This window comes from Hydrogenoanaerobacterium saccharovorans, assembly GCF_003814745.1.
In the GTDB taxonomy this organism is placed as follows: domain Bacteria; phylum Bacillota; class Clostridia; order Oscillospirales; family Ruminococcaceae; genus Hydrogenoanaerobacterium; species Hydrogenoanaerobacterium saccharovorans.
In genome coordinates, this window is the sequence record NZ_RKRD01000001.1 from 1,746,241 (window position 1) to 1,764,832 (window position 18,592).

19 protein-coding genes and 1 tRNA gene are annotated in these 18,592 nt (G+C 41.6%); 8 read left to right on the top strand and 12 right to left on the bottom strand.

What is annotated here, in order from left to right:
* Nucleotides 1–38: 38 nt before the first annotated feature.
* Nucleotides 39–1,418 carry an NAD(P)/FAD-dependent oxidoreductase gene (locus EDD70_RS08190; RefSeq protein ID WP_423230113.1) on the top strand — a complete coding sequence of 460 codons (1,380 nt, stop codon included), beginning with the start codon at nt 39–41 and terminating at the stop codon, nt 1,416–1,418.
* A gap of 62 nt (nt 1,419–1,480) precedes the next feature.
* On the opposite strand, the gene EDD70_RS08195 is transcribed toward EDD70_RS08190, so the two are convergent.
* The 5 genes from EDD70_RS08195 to potA form a co-directional block, all read right to left on the bottom strand.
* Nucleotides 1,481–1,903: a hypothetical protein gene (locus EDD70_RS08195; RefSeq protein ID WP_092751180.1), complete on the bottom strand. Its 423-nt coding sequence runs from the start codon at nt 1,901–1,903 to the stop codon at nt 1,481–1,483.
* Between the two features lie 291 nt (nt 1,904–2,194).
* Entirely contained in the window at nt 2,195–3,406 is a 1,212-nt protein-coding gene (locus tag EDD70_RS08200) for an ABC transporter substrate-binding protein (protein ID WP_092751178.1), read from the bottom strand.
* Nucleotides 3,403–4,221: an ABC transporter permease gene (locus EDD70_RS08205; protein WP_092751176.1), complete on the bottom strand. Its 819-nt coding sequence runs from the start codon at nt 4,219–4,221 to the stop codon at nt 3,403–3,405. The genes EDD70_RS08200 and EDD70_RS08205 overlap by 4 nt, the downstream gene beginning before the upstream one ends.
* A complete protein-coding gene (locus EDD70_RS08210) occupies nt 4,218–5,027 on the bottom strand; it encodes an ABC transporter permease (protein WP_092751174.1) in 810 nt (269 codons plus the stop codon). The genes EDD70_RS08205 and EDD70_RS08210 overlap by 4 nt, the downstream gene beginning before the upstream one ends.
* Entirely contained in the window at nt 5,028–6,077 is a 1,050-nt protein-coding gene (potA, locus tag EDD70_RS08215) for a spermidine/putrescine ABC transporter ATP-binding protein (protein ID WP_092751172.1), read from the bottom strand.
* A gap of 566 nt (nt 6,078–6,643) precedes the next feature.
* On the opposite strand from potA, the gene EDD70_RS08220 reads away from it, so the two are divergent.
* A tRNA-Pro gene (locus EDD70_RS08220) sits at nt 6,644–6,720 on the top strand.
* Nucleotides 6,721–6,827: 107 nt separating this feature from the next.
* Entirely contained in the window at nt 6,828–7,433 is a 606-nt protein-coding gene (locus EDD70_RS08225; protein ID WP_162840764.1) for a hypothetical protein, read from the top strand.
* A 551-nt stretch (nt 7,434–7,984) separates the two neighbouring features.
* Here EDD70_RS08225 and EDD70_RS08230 read toward each other — a convergent pair.
* The 4 genes from EDD70_RS08230 to EDD70_RS08245 form a co-directional block, all read right to left on the bottom strand.
* Entirely contained in the window at nt 7,985–9,250 is a 1,266-nt protein-coding gene (locus tag EDD70_RS08230) for a glucose-6-phosphate isomerase (RefSeq protein ID WP_092751170.1), read from the bottom strand.
* Nucleotides 9,251–9,261: 11 nt separating this feature from the next.
* Complete coding sequence (locus tag EDD70_RS08235; RefSeq protein ID WP_423230112.1) at nt 9,262–9,651, bottom strand: hypothetical protein; 390 nt, start codon at nt 9,649–9,651, stop codon at nt 9,262–9,264.
* Between the two features lie 111 nt (nt 9,652–9,762).
* Complete coding sequence (locus EDD70_RS08240; RefSeq protein ID WP_092751168.1) at nt 9,763–10,962, bottom strand: ROK family protein; 1,200 nt, start codon at nt 10,960–10,962, stop codon at nt 9,763–9,765.
* Nucleotides 10,963–11,433: 471 nt separating this feature from the next.
* Complete coding sequence (locus EDD70_RS08245; protein ID WP_092751166.1) at nt 11,434–11,628, bottom strand: hypothetical protein; 195 nt, start codon at nt 11,626–11,628, stop codon at nt 11,434–11,436.
* Between the two features lie 152 nt (nt 11,629–11,780).
* Here EDD70_RS08245 and EDD70_RS08250 point away from each other — a divergent pair, with 152 nt between their 5' ends.
* The 3 genes from EDD70_RS08250 (at nt 11,781) to EDD70_RS08260 (ending at nt 13,417) form a co-directional block, all read left to right on the top strand.
* Complete coding sequence (locus EDD70_RS08250; protein ID WP_092751164.1) at nt 11,781–12,332, top strand: TIGR01440 family protein; 552 nt, start codon at nt 11,781–11,783, stop codon at nt 12,330–12,332.
* Between the two features lie 125 nt (nt 12,333–12,457).
* Nucleotides 12,458–12,979 carry a GNAT family N-acetyltransferase gene (locus EDD70_RS08255; RefSeq protein WP_092751162.1) on the top strand — a complete coding sequence of 174 codons (522 nt, stop codon included), beginning with the start codon at nt 12,458–12,460 and terminating at the stop codon, nt 12,977–12,979.
* Between the two features lie 219 nt (nt 12,980–13,198).
* Nucleotides 13,199–13,417 carry a hypothetical protein gene (locus EDD70_RS08260; RefSeq protein WP_092751160.1) on the top strand — a complete coding sequence of 73 codons (219 nt, stop codon included), beginning with the start codon at nt 13,199–13,201 and terminating at the stop codon, nt 13,415–13,417.
* Nucleotides 13,418–13,464: 47 nt separating this feature from the next.
* Here EDD70_RS08260 and EDD70_RS08265 read toward each other — a convergent pair whose 3' ends face one another.
* Both EDD70_RS08265 and EDD70_RS08270 read right to left on the bottom strand, forming a co-directional pair.
* The gene (locus EDD70_RS08265) at nt 13,465–13,656 is read right to left on the bottom strand and encodes a hypothetical protein (protein ID WP_092751158.1); all 192 of its coding nucleotides are present in this window, start codon (nt 13,654–13,656) and stop codon (nt 13,465–13,467) included.
* A gap of 90 nt (nt 13,657–13,746) precedes the next feature.
* Complete coding sequence (locus EDD70_RS08270) at nt 13,747–14,364, bottom strand: GntR family transcriptional regulator (RefSeq protein WP_162840763.1); 618 nt, start codon at nt 14,362–14,364, stop codon at nt 13,747–13,749.
* Nucleotides 14,365–14,554: 190 nt separating this feature from the next.
* Here EDD70_RS08270 and EDD70_RS08275 point away from each other — a divergent pair, with 190 nt between their 5' ends.
* Both EDD70_RS08275 and EDD70_RS08280 read left to right on the top strand, forming a co-directional pair.
* Complete coding sequence (locus EDD70_RS08275) at nt 14,555–15,088, top strand: hypothetical protein (protein WP_092751154.1); 534 nt, start codon at nt 14,555–14,557, stop codon at nt 15,086–15,088.
* 22 nt (nt 15,089–15,110) lie between these two features.
* Nucleotides 15,111–16,109 (top strand): mechanosensitive ion channel family protein, encoded by a 999-nt coding sequence (locus tag EDD70_RS08280; protein WP_162840762.1) that lies wholly within the window; start codon nt 15,111–15,113, stop codon nt 16,107–16,109.
* Between the two features lie 65 nt (nt 16,110–16,174).
* Here EDD70_RS08280 and feoB read toward each other — a convergent pair whose 3' ends face one another.
* Nucleotides 16,175–18,586: a ferrous iron transport protein B gene (gene feoB / locus EDD70_RS08285; RefSeq protein ID WP_092751150.1), complete on the bottom strand. Its 2,412-nt coding sequence runs from the start codon at nt 18,584–18,586 to the stop codon at nt 16,175–16,177.
* Between the last annotated feature and the right edge of the window lie 6 nt (nt 18,587–18,592).

The following is an 18,592-nucleotide window of genomic DNA, read 5'->3' on the forward strand; positions in this document are numbered from 1 at the left end:
GCTCGAATATACACCCTTGTTTTGAAGGAGAAACTGCTATGTCAATGAAAAAACACTACGACGTTGCTATTGTAGGCGGAGGAATCGGCGGCATTATGGCTGCATACCGTCTTGTTACTGCCAATCCCGCACTTTCGGTCTGCATTTTTGAAAAAGGCAATGCACTTACAGGTAGGTCTTGCCCGATTGTTACAAAAAAAGTAGATCACTGCATTAAGTGCAAGTCCTGCGCAATTATGGAAGGAATGGCAGGTGCCGGTGCATTTTCTGACGGCAAATATGTAATCTCTACTGAATACGGCGGTTGGCTTACAGAATTTTTACCTGCCGGAACCGTTATAGACTATATTGAACAGGCAGATAAAATCTTGGTACAGTTTGGTGCTACCACAGAGCGTTTTATGCCCAACAATGACCTAAAAAAGCTCTGCACACAGCACGACCTGCATATGAACCAAGCACAGCTTAAACATCTTGGTACCGATTCGAACTTTGAGACGATGCGCAAGCTGATTGAAGATTTAAGCACTCGCTGCGACATATTAACAAATACCGAAGTACTGGACGTAGACAAAAACACCAATAGAATTACCGTTGCAGATAAAAATGGCGAACATACCGTAACCGCAGATGATGTTATTTTTGCCGTAGGACGTGTAGGCAGCCGTTTCTTTGTAAAATGGTGTCAAAAAAATAAAATTGCGCTTGAAAACAACCAGGTCGACGTTGGTGTACGTGTGGAACTGCCCGCTTTGGTTTGGGAGGATTTCTCGAAAAAAATCTACGAACCAAAAATTTGGTACCGCAGCAAAGGCTACGGTGATACAACCAGAATGTTCTGCTTTAACGAGCGTGGGCAGGTTGTTACCGAAAACACAGACGGAGTACTGACTGTAAACGGACACAGCTACCGTGACGAGTGCCGCAAAACAGAAAATTCGAACTTTGCGCTGCTTGCTACCATGCGATTTACTCAGCCGTTTAACAACCCCATTGAATATGCCCGGCACGTAGCAAGCCTTGCCAATCTTATCAGCGGTGGCAGTGTACTTGTTCAGCGTTTAGGCGACTTGAAGCTTGGCAGACGTACCGATGAAAAACGATTAAAACAATCTACCGTGCGCCCCACCCTAGCAGCAGTTCCCGGCGATTTGAGCCTGTGTATGCCGAAGCGCCAGCTGGATAATATTATGGAAACGTTGGAAGCATTGGACAAAATCGCCCCCGGCACTGCAAACTATGATACTTTGCTTTATGGCATTGAATGTAAATACTACTCTGCACGCCCCGAATCTGAAAATTTTAAAATTAAGGGATGCAAAAACATTTACGCAATTGGTGACGGTGCGGGCTTTACCCGTTCGTTGTCGCAAGCTGCAGCAAACGGCTTGTACGTTGCCGATTTGTTAACAAAATAAACATATATACAAAAAGCGAGGATACAAGTTTGTATCCTCGCTTTTATCATTATGTTAAATTCTCAGCGTATTTTGCCGGTTACCTCATGCGACTGAGGCGCAAAGCTTTGCTTACCCATATTGATGTAGGCAGATTTACGTTTAACCGTAAAGAAAATGATAGTTGCTGCTAAAATAATGTCGAATAAACTGCCGGTAACAAACATATCCCATATGCCGGATTCTATCAGAGTGCCTTGGCTTACAAAGATTAAATTGAATACCGTTGCAACAATTTCAGCAATAAAGAAAAGCGCTATTTCATTGGGTTTTGTTTTGTTTTTAAAACTGCGAAAAGCAACCGTTCCCCCTGCTAAAACCAAAACAGCACAAACACCGAATACTATCGGCGGTAAACCGGTAGAATCTGTTATAAAAAGATACCCGCCAGCAAAGGCCTTAATCAAAACTTTTAAGCATAAATAATAATATATAACTTGCTTCAAAGAATCCCTCCATATCCATATTACGTAAGCATAATGCTTACTTTGCTGCCCATTCATTTACTATATTTGATTATTGTGTTGTTATTGTGAAGTTACAGTAAACAAAGGCAACCAATTTTTGTATTTTTACGGCACAACCTATAATAATAGATAGAGTTGTTTTTGTCAAGGATTGTGAATGTTTTGTCTAAAAAAATGCACAAATTACACCTATTAAGTGTAGTTTGTGCATAAAAAATACCGCCTCCAAAACGAACCTCGGAGGCGGTTTAGAACAATACAGTAAAGAAATTAGTAAATATCGCGTTTCTTTTTGATGGAGCGCACAACGTTAATCCCCACCGAAAACAGAATACAGCCTATCATCAGCATCGGAATCATCCATTTGCTATACCCTACTTCTGCAGAAATTACTTCTACCCATAGTTCATCCATTTCTGCACTGGCATCTTTGGGGAGATCGTAGAAGAACTCTGCCTTTGCCATGATCTCTTCAGGAGGATAAGATATTGGACTGTTTTTGGTTTCTTCGTCCAGCAATTCATACGCTGCAGTGTTCGGGGTGGAATAACCGATATATTCGATGTTTGCAGCCGCTACTTCGGGCTCACATAAAAAATTGATATACATTTCGGCAGCTTCTTTGTTTTTGCTGCCTTTGGGGATGCAGATAGAATCGACAAATTTATTGGTGCCTTCGTTGGGAACAACAAAGGCTAAATCCTCGTTTTCTGCCATCATCGTAAGTGCATCACCTGCATAGTACGGTGCCAAAGCAGCTTCTCCGCCTTGCATTTTATCAAAGATTTCATCCATCACGTACGCCTGAACCAAAGGCTTTTGCACTTTCAGTTCCTCTGCAGATTTTCGAATTTCGTCCGGGTCGTGGGTATTCAGCGAATACCCCAACCGTTTTTGTGCCAAAGCAAATGCGTCACGTGGGTTGGAAAACATTAATATATCACCGAGGTAACGGGCATCCCACAGGGCATCCCAGCTGTTAATCTCGGTATCAACCATCGTTGTATTGTAAATGATACCGACGGTGCCCCAAGTGTATGGAATGGAATATTTATCTTCAGGGTCGTATTCCATGCCTGTAAACTGAGGGTTGGTATATTTAGAGTTGGGAATGTTATTGAGATTGAGCTGCTCTAACATATCTTCGCGTATAAATTTTGCAATCATATAGTCGGATGGAATGACAATGTCATAGCTTGCTCCTCCGCTTTTTAACCGAGCATACAATTCCTCATTGGAGGCAAAGGTAGTATAGTTCACCTTAATACCGGTAAGAGCCTCAAACTCGGCATTTACATCAATGGATTCTTGTGCATCGTTGCTGATGTATTCTCCCCAATTGTGAACATTGATGGACACATTCTGCCCTTTAAACTTTTGGTAATAGGCTTGGTCTTCAACTTTTACTTGTGCAAACGCTTTTACAGTAACCAACGGAAGCGACATGATAACTGCCAATGCTGCAATCAAAAGCTTTTTCATAGAGATTCGGCACCTGCCTTTCTCTTGGTATGCTTTTCCTTGCGGGCATCCATAATGTTATATATGACCAGTACAGCAATAACAACCGCAAAAATAATAGTAGATAATGCATTAATTTCGGGGCTGACTTTGCGCCTTGTCATGGAGTAAATGGTAATTGGCAGTGTTTGCGAAGTTGCACCGCTGTTAAAGTAGGATATGATAAAGTCATCCAAAGAATAGGTAAAAGCCATTAAAAAGCCCGAAACCACACCCGGCGATATCTCAGGCAGAACCACTTTCCAAAACGCCTGAAATGGTGTGCATCCTAAATCCAGTGCAGCTTCATACACAAACCTATCCATCTGGCGAAGTTTAGGCAGTACATTTAATATCACGTACGGAATATTGAATGTGATGTGCGCCAAAATCAGCGTTGGGTATCCAAATTGGATAGGAATACCGATTTTGTTCTTCATAAATACAAACAGCAGCATCAGTGACACACCCGTTACAATCTCGGGGTTAATGATGGGCAGATAAGTTACGTTCATAATCATTCCGCGCATCCATTTGTTCATCGAATTGATACCGATTGCTGCCGCTGTACCGATGATAACCGCAAAAATAGTGGATATCACGGCGATGATGAGTGTAGTGCGCAAAGAATTGAGTATAACGTTATTCGAAAACAGCTTACGGTACCAATCTAAGGTAAAGCCCGTAAACACGCTGCGGCTTTTTGATTGGTTAAAGGAAAAGAAAATAAGAACACCGATTGGCATATATAAAAAAGCCATAACGAACCAAAAATAAACTCTTGAAAGCTTTTTCATATCATCATATCCTCCATTTCCTCATCAAACTGGTTGGTGATGCTCATACTAAGGAGGATTAAGACCATCAGCACCAGCGAAATTGCCGCGCCGAGGTTAGGATTATATGCATTACCGAGGAACTGAAGGTCAATCAGGTCACCAATCATGATGTTGCCGCCTCCGCCTAACATTCTTGAAATGATAAAGGTAGAGATTGCAGGCACAAAAACCATGGTAATACCCGAGCGGATACCCGGTAATGAAAGAGGCAGAACAACTCTGGAAAATACTTCATAGGTATTTGCGCCCAAATCTTGCGCTGCTTCTATAATGCGTCCGTCAATTTTAGTCATGATACTGTAAAGCGGCAGAATCATAAACGGCAGATAATTATATACCATGCCGAGCACCACTGCCCCTTGAGTATTGATCATATGAAAAGGACCCATGCCGAACAAACCGAAAAATTTGTTAATCAGTCCGTTCTTCTCAAGCAGTGTCATCCATGCATAGGTGCGAAGCAAAAAATTCATCCACATTGGGATAATGCACAGCATAAGCATAGTACGCTGCTTGTTGGCAGGGCGCCGTGAAATGATATAGGACAAAGGATACGCAATGATGAGGCAAAGTACCGTTGCAATGGCCGCCAGCCAAACAGAATGCACCAGCACACCCGAATACTCGCCAACCCGTGAGATATTGTCAATGGTAAATTTACCATCTTTCGTAGTGAGTGCAAAATATACCACCAAGCCCAGTGGTATAACCGTAAATATCGCCATCCATAAAATGTACGGCACGGAAGGAGCTTTGGATTTCATCTATGATTCCTCCATTTTCTTCATAATATGAATGTCCTCCGGATTAATTACCATCCCAATGGTATCTCCGGGTTTCTCCGCAACTGTGGAGTGGATCATCCAATCATACCCGCAGGCACGTACAATCATTTCGTAATGTACACCTTTAAAGATAATGGATTCAACAATACCTGAAATATGCCCTTGAATCGGAGGAACAACTTTAATATCTTCGGGGCGTACCACAACGTCGATGCGTTCTTTGGGCTTGAAACCTTTGTCTACACAAACAAATTCACGTCCTGCAAATTCCACTAAGAAGTCTTTGCACATAACGCCGTCCAAAATATTGCTTTCGCCGATGAAATCGGCAACGAAGGCATTGTTAGGCTCGTTATAGATATCGACCGGAGTACCTATCTGCTGAATATCGCCGTCTTTCATAACTACGACAGTATCAGACATCGTAAGGGCTTCCTCCTGATCGTGTGTTACATAAATAAAAGTAATACCCAAACTTTGCTGAATACGTTTCAGCTCTATCTGCATATCTTTTCTTAATTTTAGGTCGAGTGCGCCCAAAGGTTCATCGAGCAACAGCACTTTCGGATGATTAACCAATGCACGTGCAATAGCAACGCGCTGCTGCTGACCACCGGAAAGTTGGTTGACTCCCCTTTTCTCGTAACCTTTGAGGTTTACGAGTGCAAGCATCTCCTGCACACGTTCTTTAATAATCTTTTCTTCCATTTTTTGCAAACGCAGACCGAACGCCACATTCTCAAATACATTCAGATGTGGGAACAATGCGTAGCGCTGAAACACCGTGTTCACCGGCCTTTTGTAGGGCGGAAGATCGTTGATGCGCTTCCCTTCAAAATAAACGTCACCCTTCAGCGGATCTACGAAACCGCCGATGATACGAAGAGTTGTAGTTTTTCCACAACCCGACGGACCAAGAAAGGTGACAAATTCTTTGTCGTGTATATTCAGGTTCAACCCCTCTAATACACGCTCTCCGTCATACTCGACAACAATGTCTTTCAGACAAATAATAATGTTATCTCCCATGCTTTGCATCCCCCTTTGCGGATTTTAAGTCACGCACGTAAATTAGCATTAAGGCAATACAGCCTTAACCGCTGCACAGATGTTTTGCTCGTCTGTGCCAAACCACTGTGGACCCACACGTGCTTTTGATATCGCTTCCCGCAAAAGGCTTAACTCTAATCGTGACCAATATGGTTCGTTTTAGGCGATACATACGCAACGTGTGTTTTGTTTTTTCATAGATGCATAAAACCTTGCTTTTATTTTACAATTGTAACAAAGTTTTAACTATGTCTGTTGTATAAAACAACGACTTAAAATATATCACAAATATTAAAATTGTCAATGATTTTTCTATAAATTTCTGCATTTTTCTCTTGATTTAAAGAAAAATTCAGCATCTTTTTATATTCAAAGATAATATTACTTTAAAATGCTTTGTTTTTCTCTTGATATCTCTTGATTTCTTGTTTTAAATTCAAAAAATGATTTTATTTGATAAAACTTTTAAAAATCAGGGGTTGCAATTTGGTCGCGAATATGGTAGTATATTTGAGCAGGAGTTTTAAACAAACTTTTAGAAATGTCTGGGTATAGCGCAGATTGGTAGCGCGCTACCTTGGGGTGGTAGAGGCCGTGGGTTCAAATCCCGCTACTCAGACCAAATTAAAGTCATGTATGAGGATTTGAACTTATACATGACTTTTTTCGTTCTATATAATAAGATTAAGTAGATGAAGATTATTTATATAATGATCAGGAAGTGATTTTTTGAACAGAAAAATTGGAATGGTCAGCTCCATAATAAACTTAGTTTCCGTGCTGTTATTTGCTCTGTGTATGCTCACTAAATTTGATTTCGGCAGCTACCTTATTTGCATGTTTATAGCTTTTAGTTTTGTACCTATGATAAGTGCATTTTGCAATGAATGTGACGTAGCCAGAAAAACAGCAGGATACTCTGCCATGATTTTTGCTGGAGTGTATGCGGTAATTATTCTTATTGTGTATTTCGCACAAGTAACTGCTGTAAGACTTGACGGATTGAACCAACAAGCAATGCAAATTATTGATTATAGCAAATTTGGTCTGTTTTTTAGTTATGACTTGTTGGGCTATGGAATTATGGCACTGTCAACCTTTTTTGCAGGCTTAACTATCCAACCCCAAAATAATTCCGATAAGGTGCTAAAGTGGTTGCTTGTAGTTCATGGAATATTTTTTGTTTCTTGTCTTATTATGCCTATGCTCGGGCTGTTCTCAGCGGAGATGCAAGGCAGTGAATGGATTGGGATTCTTGTCCTTGAGTTTTGGTGCATTTATTTCACCCCCATAGGTTTTCTATCTTATTTGCACTTCAAGAGCACACCCGCCTAATGAGCATAATCTATGGTGCGCAATAGTTCAAATCCCAACTAAAAATTGGATGATATCTTAATACGGCGGAGCTTGCAAAATATTATAACACAAAAGAGCCCCCAGATGCCTACCGACGGAAAGGCTAGCATCTAAAAAGCTCTTAAAATCTGTTCAAAACTGTGACAGAATCACAGCATAAATACGCTCTCATAAGTCTTGTAAGATGTTGTTCCATCTTTAAGGCGCAAAGCGCATCGTCTGTTTGCAGCAGATAGTGCGCTGTGAGGGTGTTATTTTATTTCCTATAATATATTATATCATTACAAAACCAATATTTAAAGGATTTACCAATTAATTTGGGGGACATTTCGTCTCTCTTTTTTTGTTGAATTTCTGCTCAGCCATTACGACAAAATAAAGTAAAGTCATTGGCAGTGCCACCGAATGCGTAACCTACTTTATCTCTAATTCCAAAGGGACGCGCTGTTTTGGTCACAATTTTTTGTTCCATGCTAAACTCCTTTTTCGTTTTCAATCATTGATAAACGCCGCAGAGCTTGGGTCCAAAGTTATTTTCCCAGCGCAGCAAACAACCGGTTTTTATAGGCTTCCACGCCTGGCTGATCAAAGGGGTTAACCCCTAATATCTCACCTGACAAATAGCACGCAAAGGCAAAGAAATAAAACAACTGTCCATAATGATAGGCATCCAGCGCCCCCACCTCCAGCGTAAGGCAAGGCATAACTTGGCTGTGTGCCTCGCGCGTTGCGTCAAAGCTTGCCTTATTGATCTCCCAAAAATCTTTTCCGTCTAAATAGTCGAATCCATCATCCACATCTGTGCCGCCCAAAATAAGGCTATCGTTTTCGCCGCGCTCCTTCACATCCAAAAAGGTTTCGAACATCAGATGTGTGCCGTCTTGCACAAATTGCCCCAAGCTATGTAGCTGTTCGGTGTATTCCCCCGTGATAGGCAACAACCCCTGTGCATCCTTGCCCTCGCTTTCGGCAAACAGTTGCTCCCACCACTTGAAAAACCATGCAAGGCGTGGCTCAAAGGCACTGAGAAGTTCCACCTTGTATCCTTTTTGAAAATATAAATTGCGCAAAACCGCATAGCGCAGCGCAAGATTGTCCTGTGCGGGCTGCGCCTTTAGCGTTCGCTCCATTTCCAACGCACCCTTGGTTAACGCGCCAATATCAATTCCCGCTACCGCCATGGGCACAAGATGCACATAGCTTAACGCAGTGAACCTCCCCCCGATGTTGCCCGGAAACTGGATAAACGCATATCCCTCTCGCACGCACAGCCTTTCCAGCGAGCTGCCCTGTGTTCCGGTGCATAAAATCCGTTTAGCAGCTTTTTCCTTGCCATAACGCCGCACTAGGTACTGGCGCAAAACGCGAAACGAGGTGCCTGGTTCTAGTGTTTCAAAGTTTTTAGCAATACAGTTAATGTAAACCTCCTTTCCATCCAACGTTTTGAGCATATCGTTCAGCGCATACGCCGAAAGCGTATTTCCCGCATATACAATCTCCACACCATTTGCAGGTCGAATAGCTTCTATCACAGCCCGCGCTGCGTTGTTAGAGCCACCCACGCCGATGATGACAAACACCTCTGCCGTTTTACGAATGGACGCTGCAAGTTGTTCTGCTTTTGCTAGTTGTTTTTCCCCTGCCCATTCGTCCACACACAGCCAGCCAAGGCTGTCCTCGTAACGTGCCTGCCCCTGCTTACAGCGCTCCAATAGCGCGGCATGCTGCTCCAGCGATTGCCGCACAAGAGATTCGGGTGCTATCTCGTTTTGATCTAGTACATTCAGGGTTAACATAAAAATCCTCCTCAACCTCCGCAAGGATGAGCCGGTGCGCTGTCGCGCGCATGGCTGTTTTCCAGCGGGTTTTTCATGCACAGATGCACTGCCGCCGTAGTAAAGGTTTGTGGCAGCGCAAGGATGTTTGGGCTTTCGCCCACAAGCTTCTTTTTCGCGTCAGCCAGCGCTTCCTCAAATGTGGAGCGAATTTTCAGGCCCATACCGCGCACGACGCCTGGTTCGTGCGTGCCCACAATGTAAATGGCGCTGGTGTGCTCCTCCGCCAGATGATGCCCACAACTCATCATGCTAAAGCCGTGGAACGGATGAAACGCGTTTGCATAGCGGTATTTGCGGATGTACTGTTCGTTTGTGACAAAATATTCGCCGTAGTGGTTCATATCTGGCAAAATGTTCATGGAATCGTGCTGGAATGTCACTCACTTCTTTTTCAATTCATTTGTTTATTAAAACTTTTAAGTATCATGGTAAAAATTGCACCCTCTTGAAGGGTGTAATTTTTATTCAGTCTATTGTATCCAAAACTTTTTAATGATGCGACCCGCAGCACCCCTAGCGCCCCGGTATTGGTCAAAGGGCAAAAATTCGATGCGCACTTCATCGCTGTTCAGCCCATATAGATAGTTTGATACAATATCACGCAGCATTTCTTGGTTTTGTGTCGACCGCATGATATAACCATCCACCAGCACAAGACCAGGGCTCAACAAGTTTGCCGTGTTTGCCAAAGAGATACCCAAATACTTGATGGCCTCGGCAAAAATGGAGCACACAATCTCGTCGCCAAGCTCCTGCGCTTCCATTGCAAGTGTTAAATCCAACGGGCGCTTTTGGGCAAGGCTTTGCAAAATAGGGGTCTGCCCCACCGCGCACGCTTTCTCACATTTTTTTAAGATGGCGTTTTCGCCGGCCACTGCGTCCAAGCAGCCATGGTGCCCGCACCGAGAACATTTTGGCCCACCGGGTTGCACAATAGTATGTCCTATTTCGCCCGCGCCCGACGTGTATCCGGACCACACACCGTTTTTCATCATAACAGGGCACGCAATACCACGCGAGATAAAATAATACGCAAACACATCTGGGCGCCACAAGTGCGAAAACATTTCCTCCGCAACTACGCGCATCCGCACGTTATTATCTATCACAACTGGAAGTCTCAATGCATCGGCAAGATCCTGCGCCAGTATGTGCTTGTTCCAATCTTCACGAAACGAAAATCGTATCACACCCTGCTGCGTTTCTATAAACCCCGGCAACCCAACTCCGATACCAACCACTTTTTCTCGCGGGGTGCCATCCAGCAAGCTGCGAATTTGCTCCCCCACCTGCGACAGCATTGTTTCATAGCAATCGGAGGCCGGCGCTGATTTGGACCGCGCGATAATGTTCCCCCTCACATCAGAAACAACGCCCGTCGTGCCGTAAGGGCCCAGCTCAATACCCACCGCATAGGCAGCCTGCGGGACAAAATCCAGCGCCAATGGTTTTCGCCCGCCCTGCGGGCTTGCCTCCCATCCAGGCAACTCCTGCTCACACAAAATGCCCTCCGCAAGCATATCCACTACACTGGTGGTAACAGTGGGTAGCGCCAGATTCAAACTTTCGGCCACCTCGGCACGCGTAATTGGTGCCTTTTGATAAATCATCTTTTTAATGTGGGCTCGATTCATGCGCTTCAGCTCCAGAAGTCCGCCACTGTTTTTCATCGCATCCTCCGCTTACTTAAAACTTTTAATTATCTATTGCTAGAATATATCATATTCATCCAAAGAACAATTCGCAAAATAGCCAAAATTTATTTTGATTTTTCTAAGTTTTGTGTCAAACGCCAAAACCACCATGAAAGTCAAACACGTCCAAGACTTGTGACTATAATGTGTAAAAGGCAAGGGAAACTGCAGTATCTTTTGTTCAGATAAGGCTATATAGTCTTTTGCGCTTTTTGTCAAAAACTTATTTCCATGATAAATGATACAAAAATTTCTTTTCAGCTTTATCTCTGTCAATTTTAAAAAACTGATTTCTTTCCTTCAAGGGCATCCTTTACCAACAGATATGCAAGCATCAATACGCATCAATGCTGTCAATATGTATTATATGTCATATAATTTAAACAGAATGGACTTGGTTGCCGTTTTTGGATTACTTACTACTTTAGTATCTTTAGTACTGGAAGGTCATATCTTTTCGCTGAACTGCCACAAATCCAAAAAGACAGCAAAACAACCTTTGCTTTCTCCACGGCTGGAAGCCACTCTGCCAAGCTCCCAGTTCCCAAAGGTTTCTCTGCCTTTGACATCTTTGGGACGTTCAGAAATAGATGTGCCGATTAAGAACTTACCACATTTTTCAGCCTTTCTGCGCTTTCCCATTTGCCGTAGGTTTCGCACGGTTACTGTGGACAAAGTTCCGGCGTAGAAAATCTCTTTGACTTTGCAATGTTCACGCTGTTTTTATGATCGAAAATGTTATATAATAGGAGAAGATTATTATTTGATTTATTCATTTAAAAGGAGATGTCGATATGTTTGATATCATTAAACAGCAATCAAACGATATTGTTGTTGAACTTTTGCAAGCAGCAAAGCTTACTGCAAATGATATTTTTGTGGTTGGCTGCTCTACCAGCGAGGTTGCCGGACATAATATTGGTTCATTTTCCAGCGTTGATATTGCAAATGCAATTTTTGCAGGTATTTATCCTGTTTTAAATGAAAAAGGCATTTTTTTGGCAGCACAATGCTGTGAGCATTTAAACCGTACACTTATCATTGAAAAGCAAGCGCTAAAATTATATGGTTTAGAACAAATAAATGTTATTCCTCAGCCTAAAGCGGGCGGGAGCTTTGCAACAATTGCTTATGAAAATTTTGCAGAACCAGTTTCGGTTGAAAAAATAAAAGCTCATGCCGGAATTGATATCGGCGGAACATTAATTGGAATGCACTTGAAAAATGTTGCTGTGCCGGTTAGGCTAAGTATTAACAAAATCGGAGAAGCAAATATTATCTGTGCAAGAACCAGACCCAAATTTGTAGGCGGTATACGTGCTGCATATGATGAAAATTTGCTTTAAATAGTTGTTTCGCTTTATTTTGATATACTATTAAAATAATAAATCCATGTGAAGAGCCCTATCAACTCACTCATGGATTTACTTTTTTATATTAATTTTATAAATTTTGTTAAGGAGGCTAAAATATGCAATGGATTTTAGAATCGGAACGATTAGGTTTTCGTAATATTAGCAAGGATGATTTTAACAGCTTATGCTTAATCTTACAGGATGCAGAAGTTATGTATGCTTGGGAGCATGCATTTTCGGACGATGAAGTGCACGATTGGATTAACAAAAACCTGACGCGCTATTCAAACGAAGGTTTTAGTTACTTTGCTGTAATAGAAAAAAGTACCGATAAATTTATAGGTGTGGTGGGTCCGTTAAAAGCAAATATTGATGGGACTGCCTACATTGAAATCGCATACATTTTTAATAAAGCTTTTTGGGGTAAAGGTTACGCCTATGAAGGCGCAAAAGCTTGCGTTAACTATTCGTTTGATAAGTTAAAGGCAGATAAAGTTATCGCTCAAATCCGGCCAGATAATTTACCGTCTCGTAAAGTTGCCGAAAAACTTGGGATGAAAATGGAAGGAGAATACCTCAAACACTATAACGGCAAAGATATCCCGCACTTAATATATTGCCGTACAAAAAGAATTTGATCTAAATATAATATGTTCGTGCCTGTATTTTACGCTTATTTTCTCAAAAAATTTCATAGATTCTTCTGGTTTCTATCTTATTTTTTGTGAAATTATACAATTATTATAGATTCGTCAAAGTAAATTATTTCTCGTCATTTCTCGCTATTGCAATTTTTTCGAATATCCATTAAGCTAACGATTGTTACGTAACAAATTTATTTAAAGGATGTATATTATTTGAAAAGGATTACTGTTAGTTTAAATTTATTGCAAGAAAAAATAGCGGAAATAGAAAAAGACGGTATGGATCTTGTAGAACTCCGCATTGTAAAAGGAGAAGTGGACAAAAACACCATCAGCGCTTCTTTTTTGCATTTCGAAGGTATTTCAAAATGCGGAGCCTATAAGGATTATGAAAGTATCGACGAATCATCTATAATAGGTATGTTTTTATAATACATAAAAAGACTGCATTCGGTGTGAATACAGTCTTATCCGTTTTTTCATGAAAGCTTTTCGACAAAACCCTTTATATCTTCCAGCTCGTGGTACAAGGATGCGCCTATAACGCGGGATAATGCCTGATTTAGTTCATCATATTGGTTTTCGGTAGGTTCGGTCGCTGTGGTTCTGTGTTCGTCCAAGCGCCTTATTCTGCTGTCTAACTCTTTGATAATCTGCTGCTTAATAGACAAATTTATTCACTCCTTTTTCTTTTTATTATCTCCTTCCTTTAACATCCTATCCAAAAAAGAAAGTCCGCATTTTATAATGCAGACTTTCGATTATTTGATTAAATTTTTAACTCTATCTACAGAATCGAGTTTGCCTGCCACAACTAGAATATCATAGGGTTCAAAAACGGCGTTGGGACCGGGTGATAGATTGATTTTTCCTCCGCTTTTAATAGCAACAATGGTTGCTTCTGTATTTTGCCAAAACTCCAGCTCTCGTATGCTTTTACCGATAATTTTTGAACCGGGCAAAATTTCGAACTCGTAGTTGCGCAGCGGGTCACTGCTTTTGAAGCGGTCGCCGAGATCGGTAATTTTATCTACCAATTGTACAATTCGTGTATTAACCTTATCGCGCTCATCCAGTAATGCCCTCAACTCAGCTTTAAGAGAACGAATGTCTTTACCTGTTTGAAATTTTTCAATATAACCAACTGCTTTTTCTTTAGAAATCACCGTAGCACCAATATTTTGCTGTACGCTGATTATTTCCATATCGGCAAGCTGTTTAAATGCGCGACGGATTGTTTCTTGTGAGACACCATATTCGGTAGACATTAATGAACGGCCGGTAAATTTAGAGTTTTCTTCAAGTTCACCTGATGCTATTTTTGTAGCAATATCAAAGGCTACCTGTGAATAAACAGGTGGCTTTGGATTATTCCTCATAGTTAAAACACCATCTTTTTTCATTTTATTACTAATATCATATCACAAACAGATAATAATTACCAGTAGCGCTGTGTTTCGATGAATGCAAAAGTTCATTTGACGATAGATAACTTATGCGGTATACTTTTTCGTATAAGAAACAAATTGATTGCACAGCCAACAGTTCTCTTTAAATAAGGTGGTAAAAATGAAGTTGATGGAACACAAACCTCGCCCGACAACACGTAAAATTGCTTTTTTCGTATTTTGGAGCAGCCTTATTATTCGTACAATTTTGTTAGGGTTGGAACTGTTTGCGGGTATTTATCTGATAGGTACTGTAACTTTACAACTGCTTAACTTTATTATACTTATATCCGCTCTGTTTTTAATAAAAAAACGCCGTGTATTGCTATATTTCGTTACAGGCTTACTGATTGTATGCAATGCGGCATTTTTTCTGATTAACAATGACTCTGCAGAGTACTATTTTACTTCTCCGCAAAAAAGCAATACACTGGTTATTCGAGAAAAAAGTGCACTGGTCAGTTCGGGCTGGGCAGATGTATATAAACTTGAATTTGGCATTTTTAAACGCAAATTGAATTACCGTGTGGGTACCAACGACAGTTACCAACCATTTTCACATGGTCAATACCGTATTGAATGGTCAGATGAATCCACCGTACTACTCGATTATTACAGCGGTAAAGGTTATGGGCAGCTTAAAATTGAACTGTAGCTATTGCGGGAGGTTTAATCAGATGACATCGAATATTACAAACGACATGCTGGAAACTCCGGCTAGCATCAGCGGGCAAATCTTAAAAAAATTAGATCACGTTGCCGATTATTTTAAAGATAATGCAGGCGAACTCTTATGGAATCTGATGATGATAGCTGCGATCCTCATCTTAGCCAAGCTGGCATTATACCTTATTTCTCGCGGTACCAAATCCGCTATGCAAAAGCAGATGTACCACCGTAGTGAAAAACAAGGTAAACGCATTGACACAATGATGACCTTATTGCGAAGTGCAGCACGTTATGTAGTTTATTTTATAGCTATTTTACTGATATTGAAACAATTCAACCTATTCGAGAGTATGAAAGGGTTGATTGTAACTGCCGGCGTGGGCAGTTTTGCCATCGGTTTTGGCGCACAAAGCTTGGTGAAAGACGTTGTAACCGGATTTTTTATGATGTTTGAAAATCAGTTTTCGGTGGGAGATTACATTAAAACAGATAACTTTGAGGGTACTGTAGAGGCTACCGCAATGCGGGTTACTTATCTGCGAACCTTTAAAGGCGAACAAGTTATTATACCCAACGGTACAATTTCGCGTGTTGTAAATTACTCGCGCGGCGATAATGTAGCAATTATTACCGTATCCACCTCGTACGAAGCCGATACCCAAAAGATTATGCAGCTGATTGAGCAAGCCGTAAAACAATATGCAAGCGAGAATATGGATGTTATAAAAGAACCGCCCGTTGTACAAGGTATTACCGCATTTGAAAGCTCATCTGTTCAAATCAGTGTTATGTGCAAAGTGCATTCAATGAAACAATGGCAAGTGGAGCGTGGCATGAGACTGGCGGTAAAAGAAATGTTCGATAAAAGCGGGGTTGCTTTCCCCTATCAGCGTATTGTAAAAATGGATTATACACCAGAAAAGAAGCTAACAAATGATGATATACCGAAAGGCAAAGAAAAGAAAGATAAAATTCCGGAATGGGCTAATATTGAAGATGATGAATAGGAATGATTATGGTCTTATTCTTTTTAAAAGGCACTATGGATTGATTTCCATAGTGCCTTTGCTTGCTAAACTTTTACGGCTAGTTTGAGTTTGTTGCTTTCCTTGTACGGTCTAAACAGCATATAAGCCATAAAGATTACGACTGCTATCGCAAATACGGTTGCTATGCCAAATGCTCCTGTTGTAAACAGCATACCAAACTGATAGATTATAAGCGATACTGCATATGCAAACACACATTGATAAGTAATTGCGAATGCCGTCCACTTACCGTTGTTCATTTCACGCTTAATTGCACCCATTGCTGCAAAGCAAGGTGCGCAAAGTAGATTGAACACAAGGAACGAGAATGCGGAAAGAGATGTAAATGTCGTTTGCATATTCGTCCAAATCTGCCAGCCATTTTCTGCAACTTCATCAAATCCACCAAAGAGAACGCCAAAGGTGCCAACAACATTTTCTTTTGCAATAAGCCCGGTAATTGCCGCCACAGCACCCTGCCAGTTACCCCAACCAATCGGAGCAAAGATAGGGGCTATCAGGTTACCAATTGCAGCAAGAATGCTTGCGTCCATTTCGACCATACCAAACGAGCCATTCTCCCAACCGAAGTTGGATGCAAGCCAAACAAAGATTGTTGCCAGCAGGATAATGGTTCCTGCTTTTTTTATAAACGACCAACCACGCTCCCACATAGAACGAAGAACATTTGAAACGGTTGGCATATGATATGCAGGAAGCTCCATAACAAACGGAGCAGGCTCTCCTGCAAATAGCTTGGTTTTCTTTAAGATGATACCGGAAACAACAATTGCACCAATGCCAATGAAATATGCGATTGGTGCTACCCACCATGCGCCGCCGAACATTGCACCGGAAATAAGCGCTATGATTGGCAGCTTTGCACCACAGGGAATAAAGGTTGTAGTCATAATCGTCATCTTGCGGTCACGGTCATTTTCAATGGTTCGGCTTGCCATAATTCCAGGAACGCCACAGCCAGTGCCGATAAGCATCGGGATGAAGGATTTACCCGAAAGACCAAATTTACGGAAAATTCTGTCCATAATAAATGCGATACGCGCCATATATCCGCAGGACTCAAGGAATGCAAGGAATAAGAATAGAACAAGCATCTGTGGTACAAACCCAAGCACTGCACCGACACCTGCAATGATACCGTCAAGAATTAATCCTTGAAGCCAGTCTGCACAGTTGATAGCTTCCAATCCGTTCTCGACTAGAACCGGAACACCAGGTACCCAAACACCGTAATTGGCAGGGTCGGGTTCTTTCAATGCAGCAGCTTCGGAATAAGAAGCATATGTGACGGGAATTTCTTTTTCCACATTGCCGCCGTCATCATACATATAAGCCGTTGTGGTCAAATCAATTGCCGCATCAAGCTCAAGTCCTGCTTCTTTCGCAGCGCTTTCAAATGCATCAACCATTGCGGCAGGCTCAGCGTATTCATCCGCCGCTTGAGAATATGCAGACGAACCGATACCAAACAAGTGCCAACCGTTGCCAAACACGCCGTCATTTGCCCAGTCTGTTGCCCATGTACCAACAGTGGATACCGAAACAAAATATACAATAAACATAACCACTGCAAAGATTGGAAGTGCTGCCCAACGGTTGGTAACAACCTTGTCGATTTTGTCGGTCGTGGTGAGTTTACCCTTGCTCTTTTTTGTGTAACATCCGCCTATAATGGAAGCAATATAGGTATATCTTTCGTTTGTAATAATACTTTCTGCATCATCGTCAAGTTCTGTTTCGCACTTTTTAATATCGCTATCAATATGAGCGATTATTTTCTCATCAAGTTTTAGTTGTTTCTGAACTTTATTATCACGCTCAAACAGCTTGATTGCATACCAGCGTTGTTGTTCTTGTGGCAAATTATGTACGACAGCTTCCTCAATATGGGCAATCGCATGTTCCACACTGCCGTTAAAGCTGTGCTGGGGAATGGTATAACCTTTTGCCTTTGCAACTTTGATTGCGGCTTCCGCTGCCTGTGTAATACCTGTGCCTTTCAGTGCAGAAATTTCGATTACCTCACAACCAAGTTCTTTGGATAATTGCTTAATATTGATTTTATCGCCGCTCTTCTCAACAACATCCATCATATTGACAGCAAGAACAACGGGAATGCCAAGCTCAACCAACTGCGTTGTGAGATATAAATTTCTCTCAAGGTTTGTACCATCGATGATATTGAGAATAGCGTCGGGGCGTTGGGTAATTAGATAATTTCTCGCAACGACCTCTTCCAAAGTATACGGTGAAAGGGAGTAAATACCGGGCAAGTCTGTAATGGTAACATCTTTGTTGCCTTTGTACTTACCTTCTTTTTTCTCAACTGTAACACCCGGCCAGTTCCCCACAAACTGATTGGAACCTGTAAGTGCATTAAATAATGTAGTCTTGCCGCTGTTTGGGTTCCCGGCAAGTGCAATTGTAATCGACATCTTTTT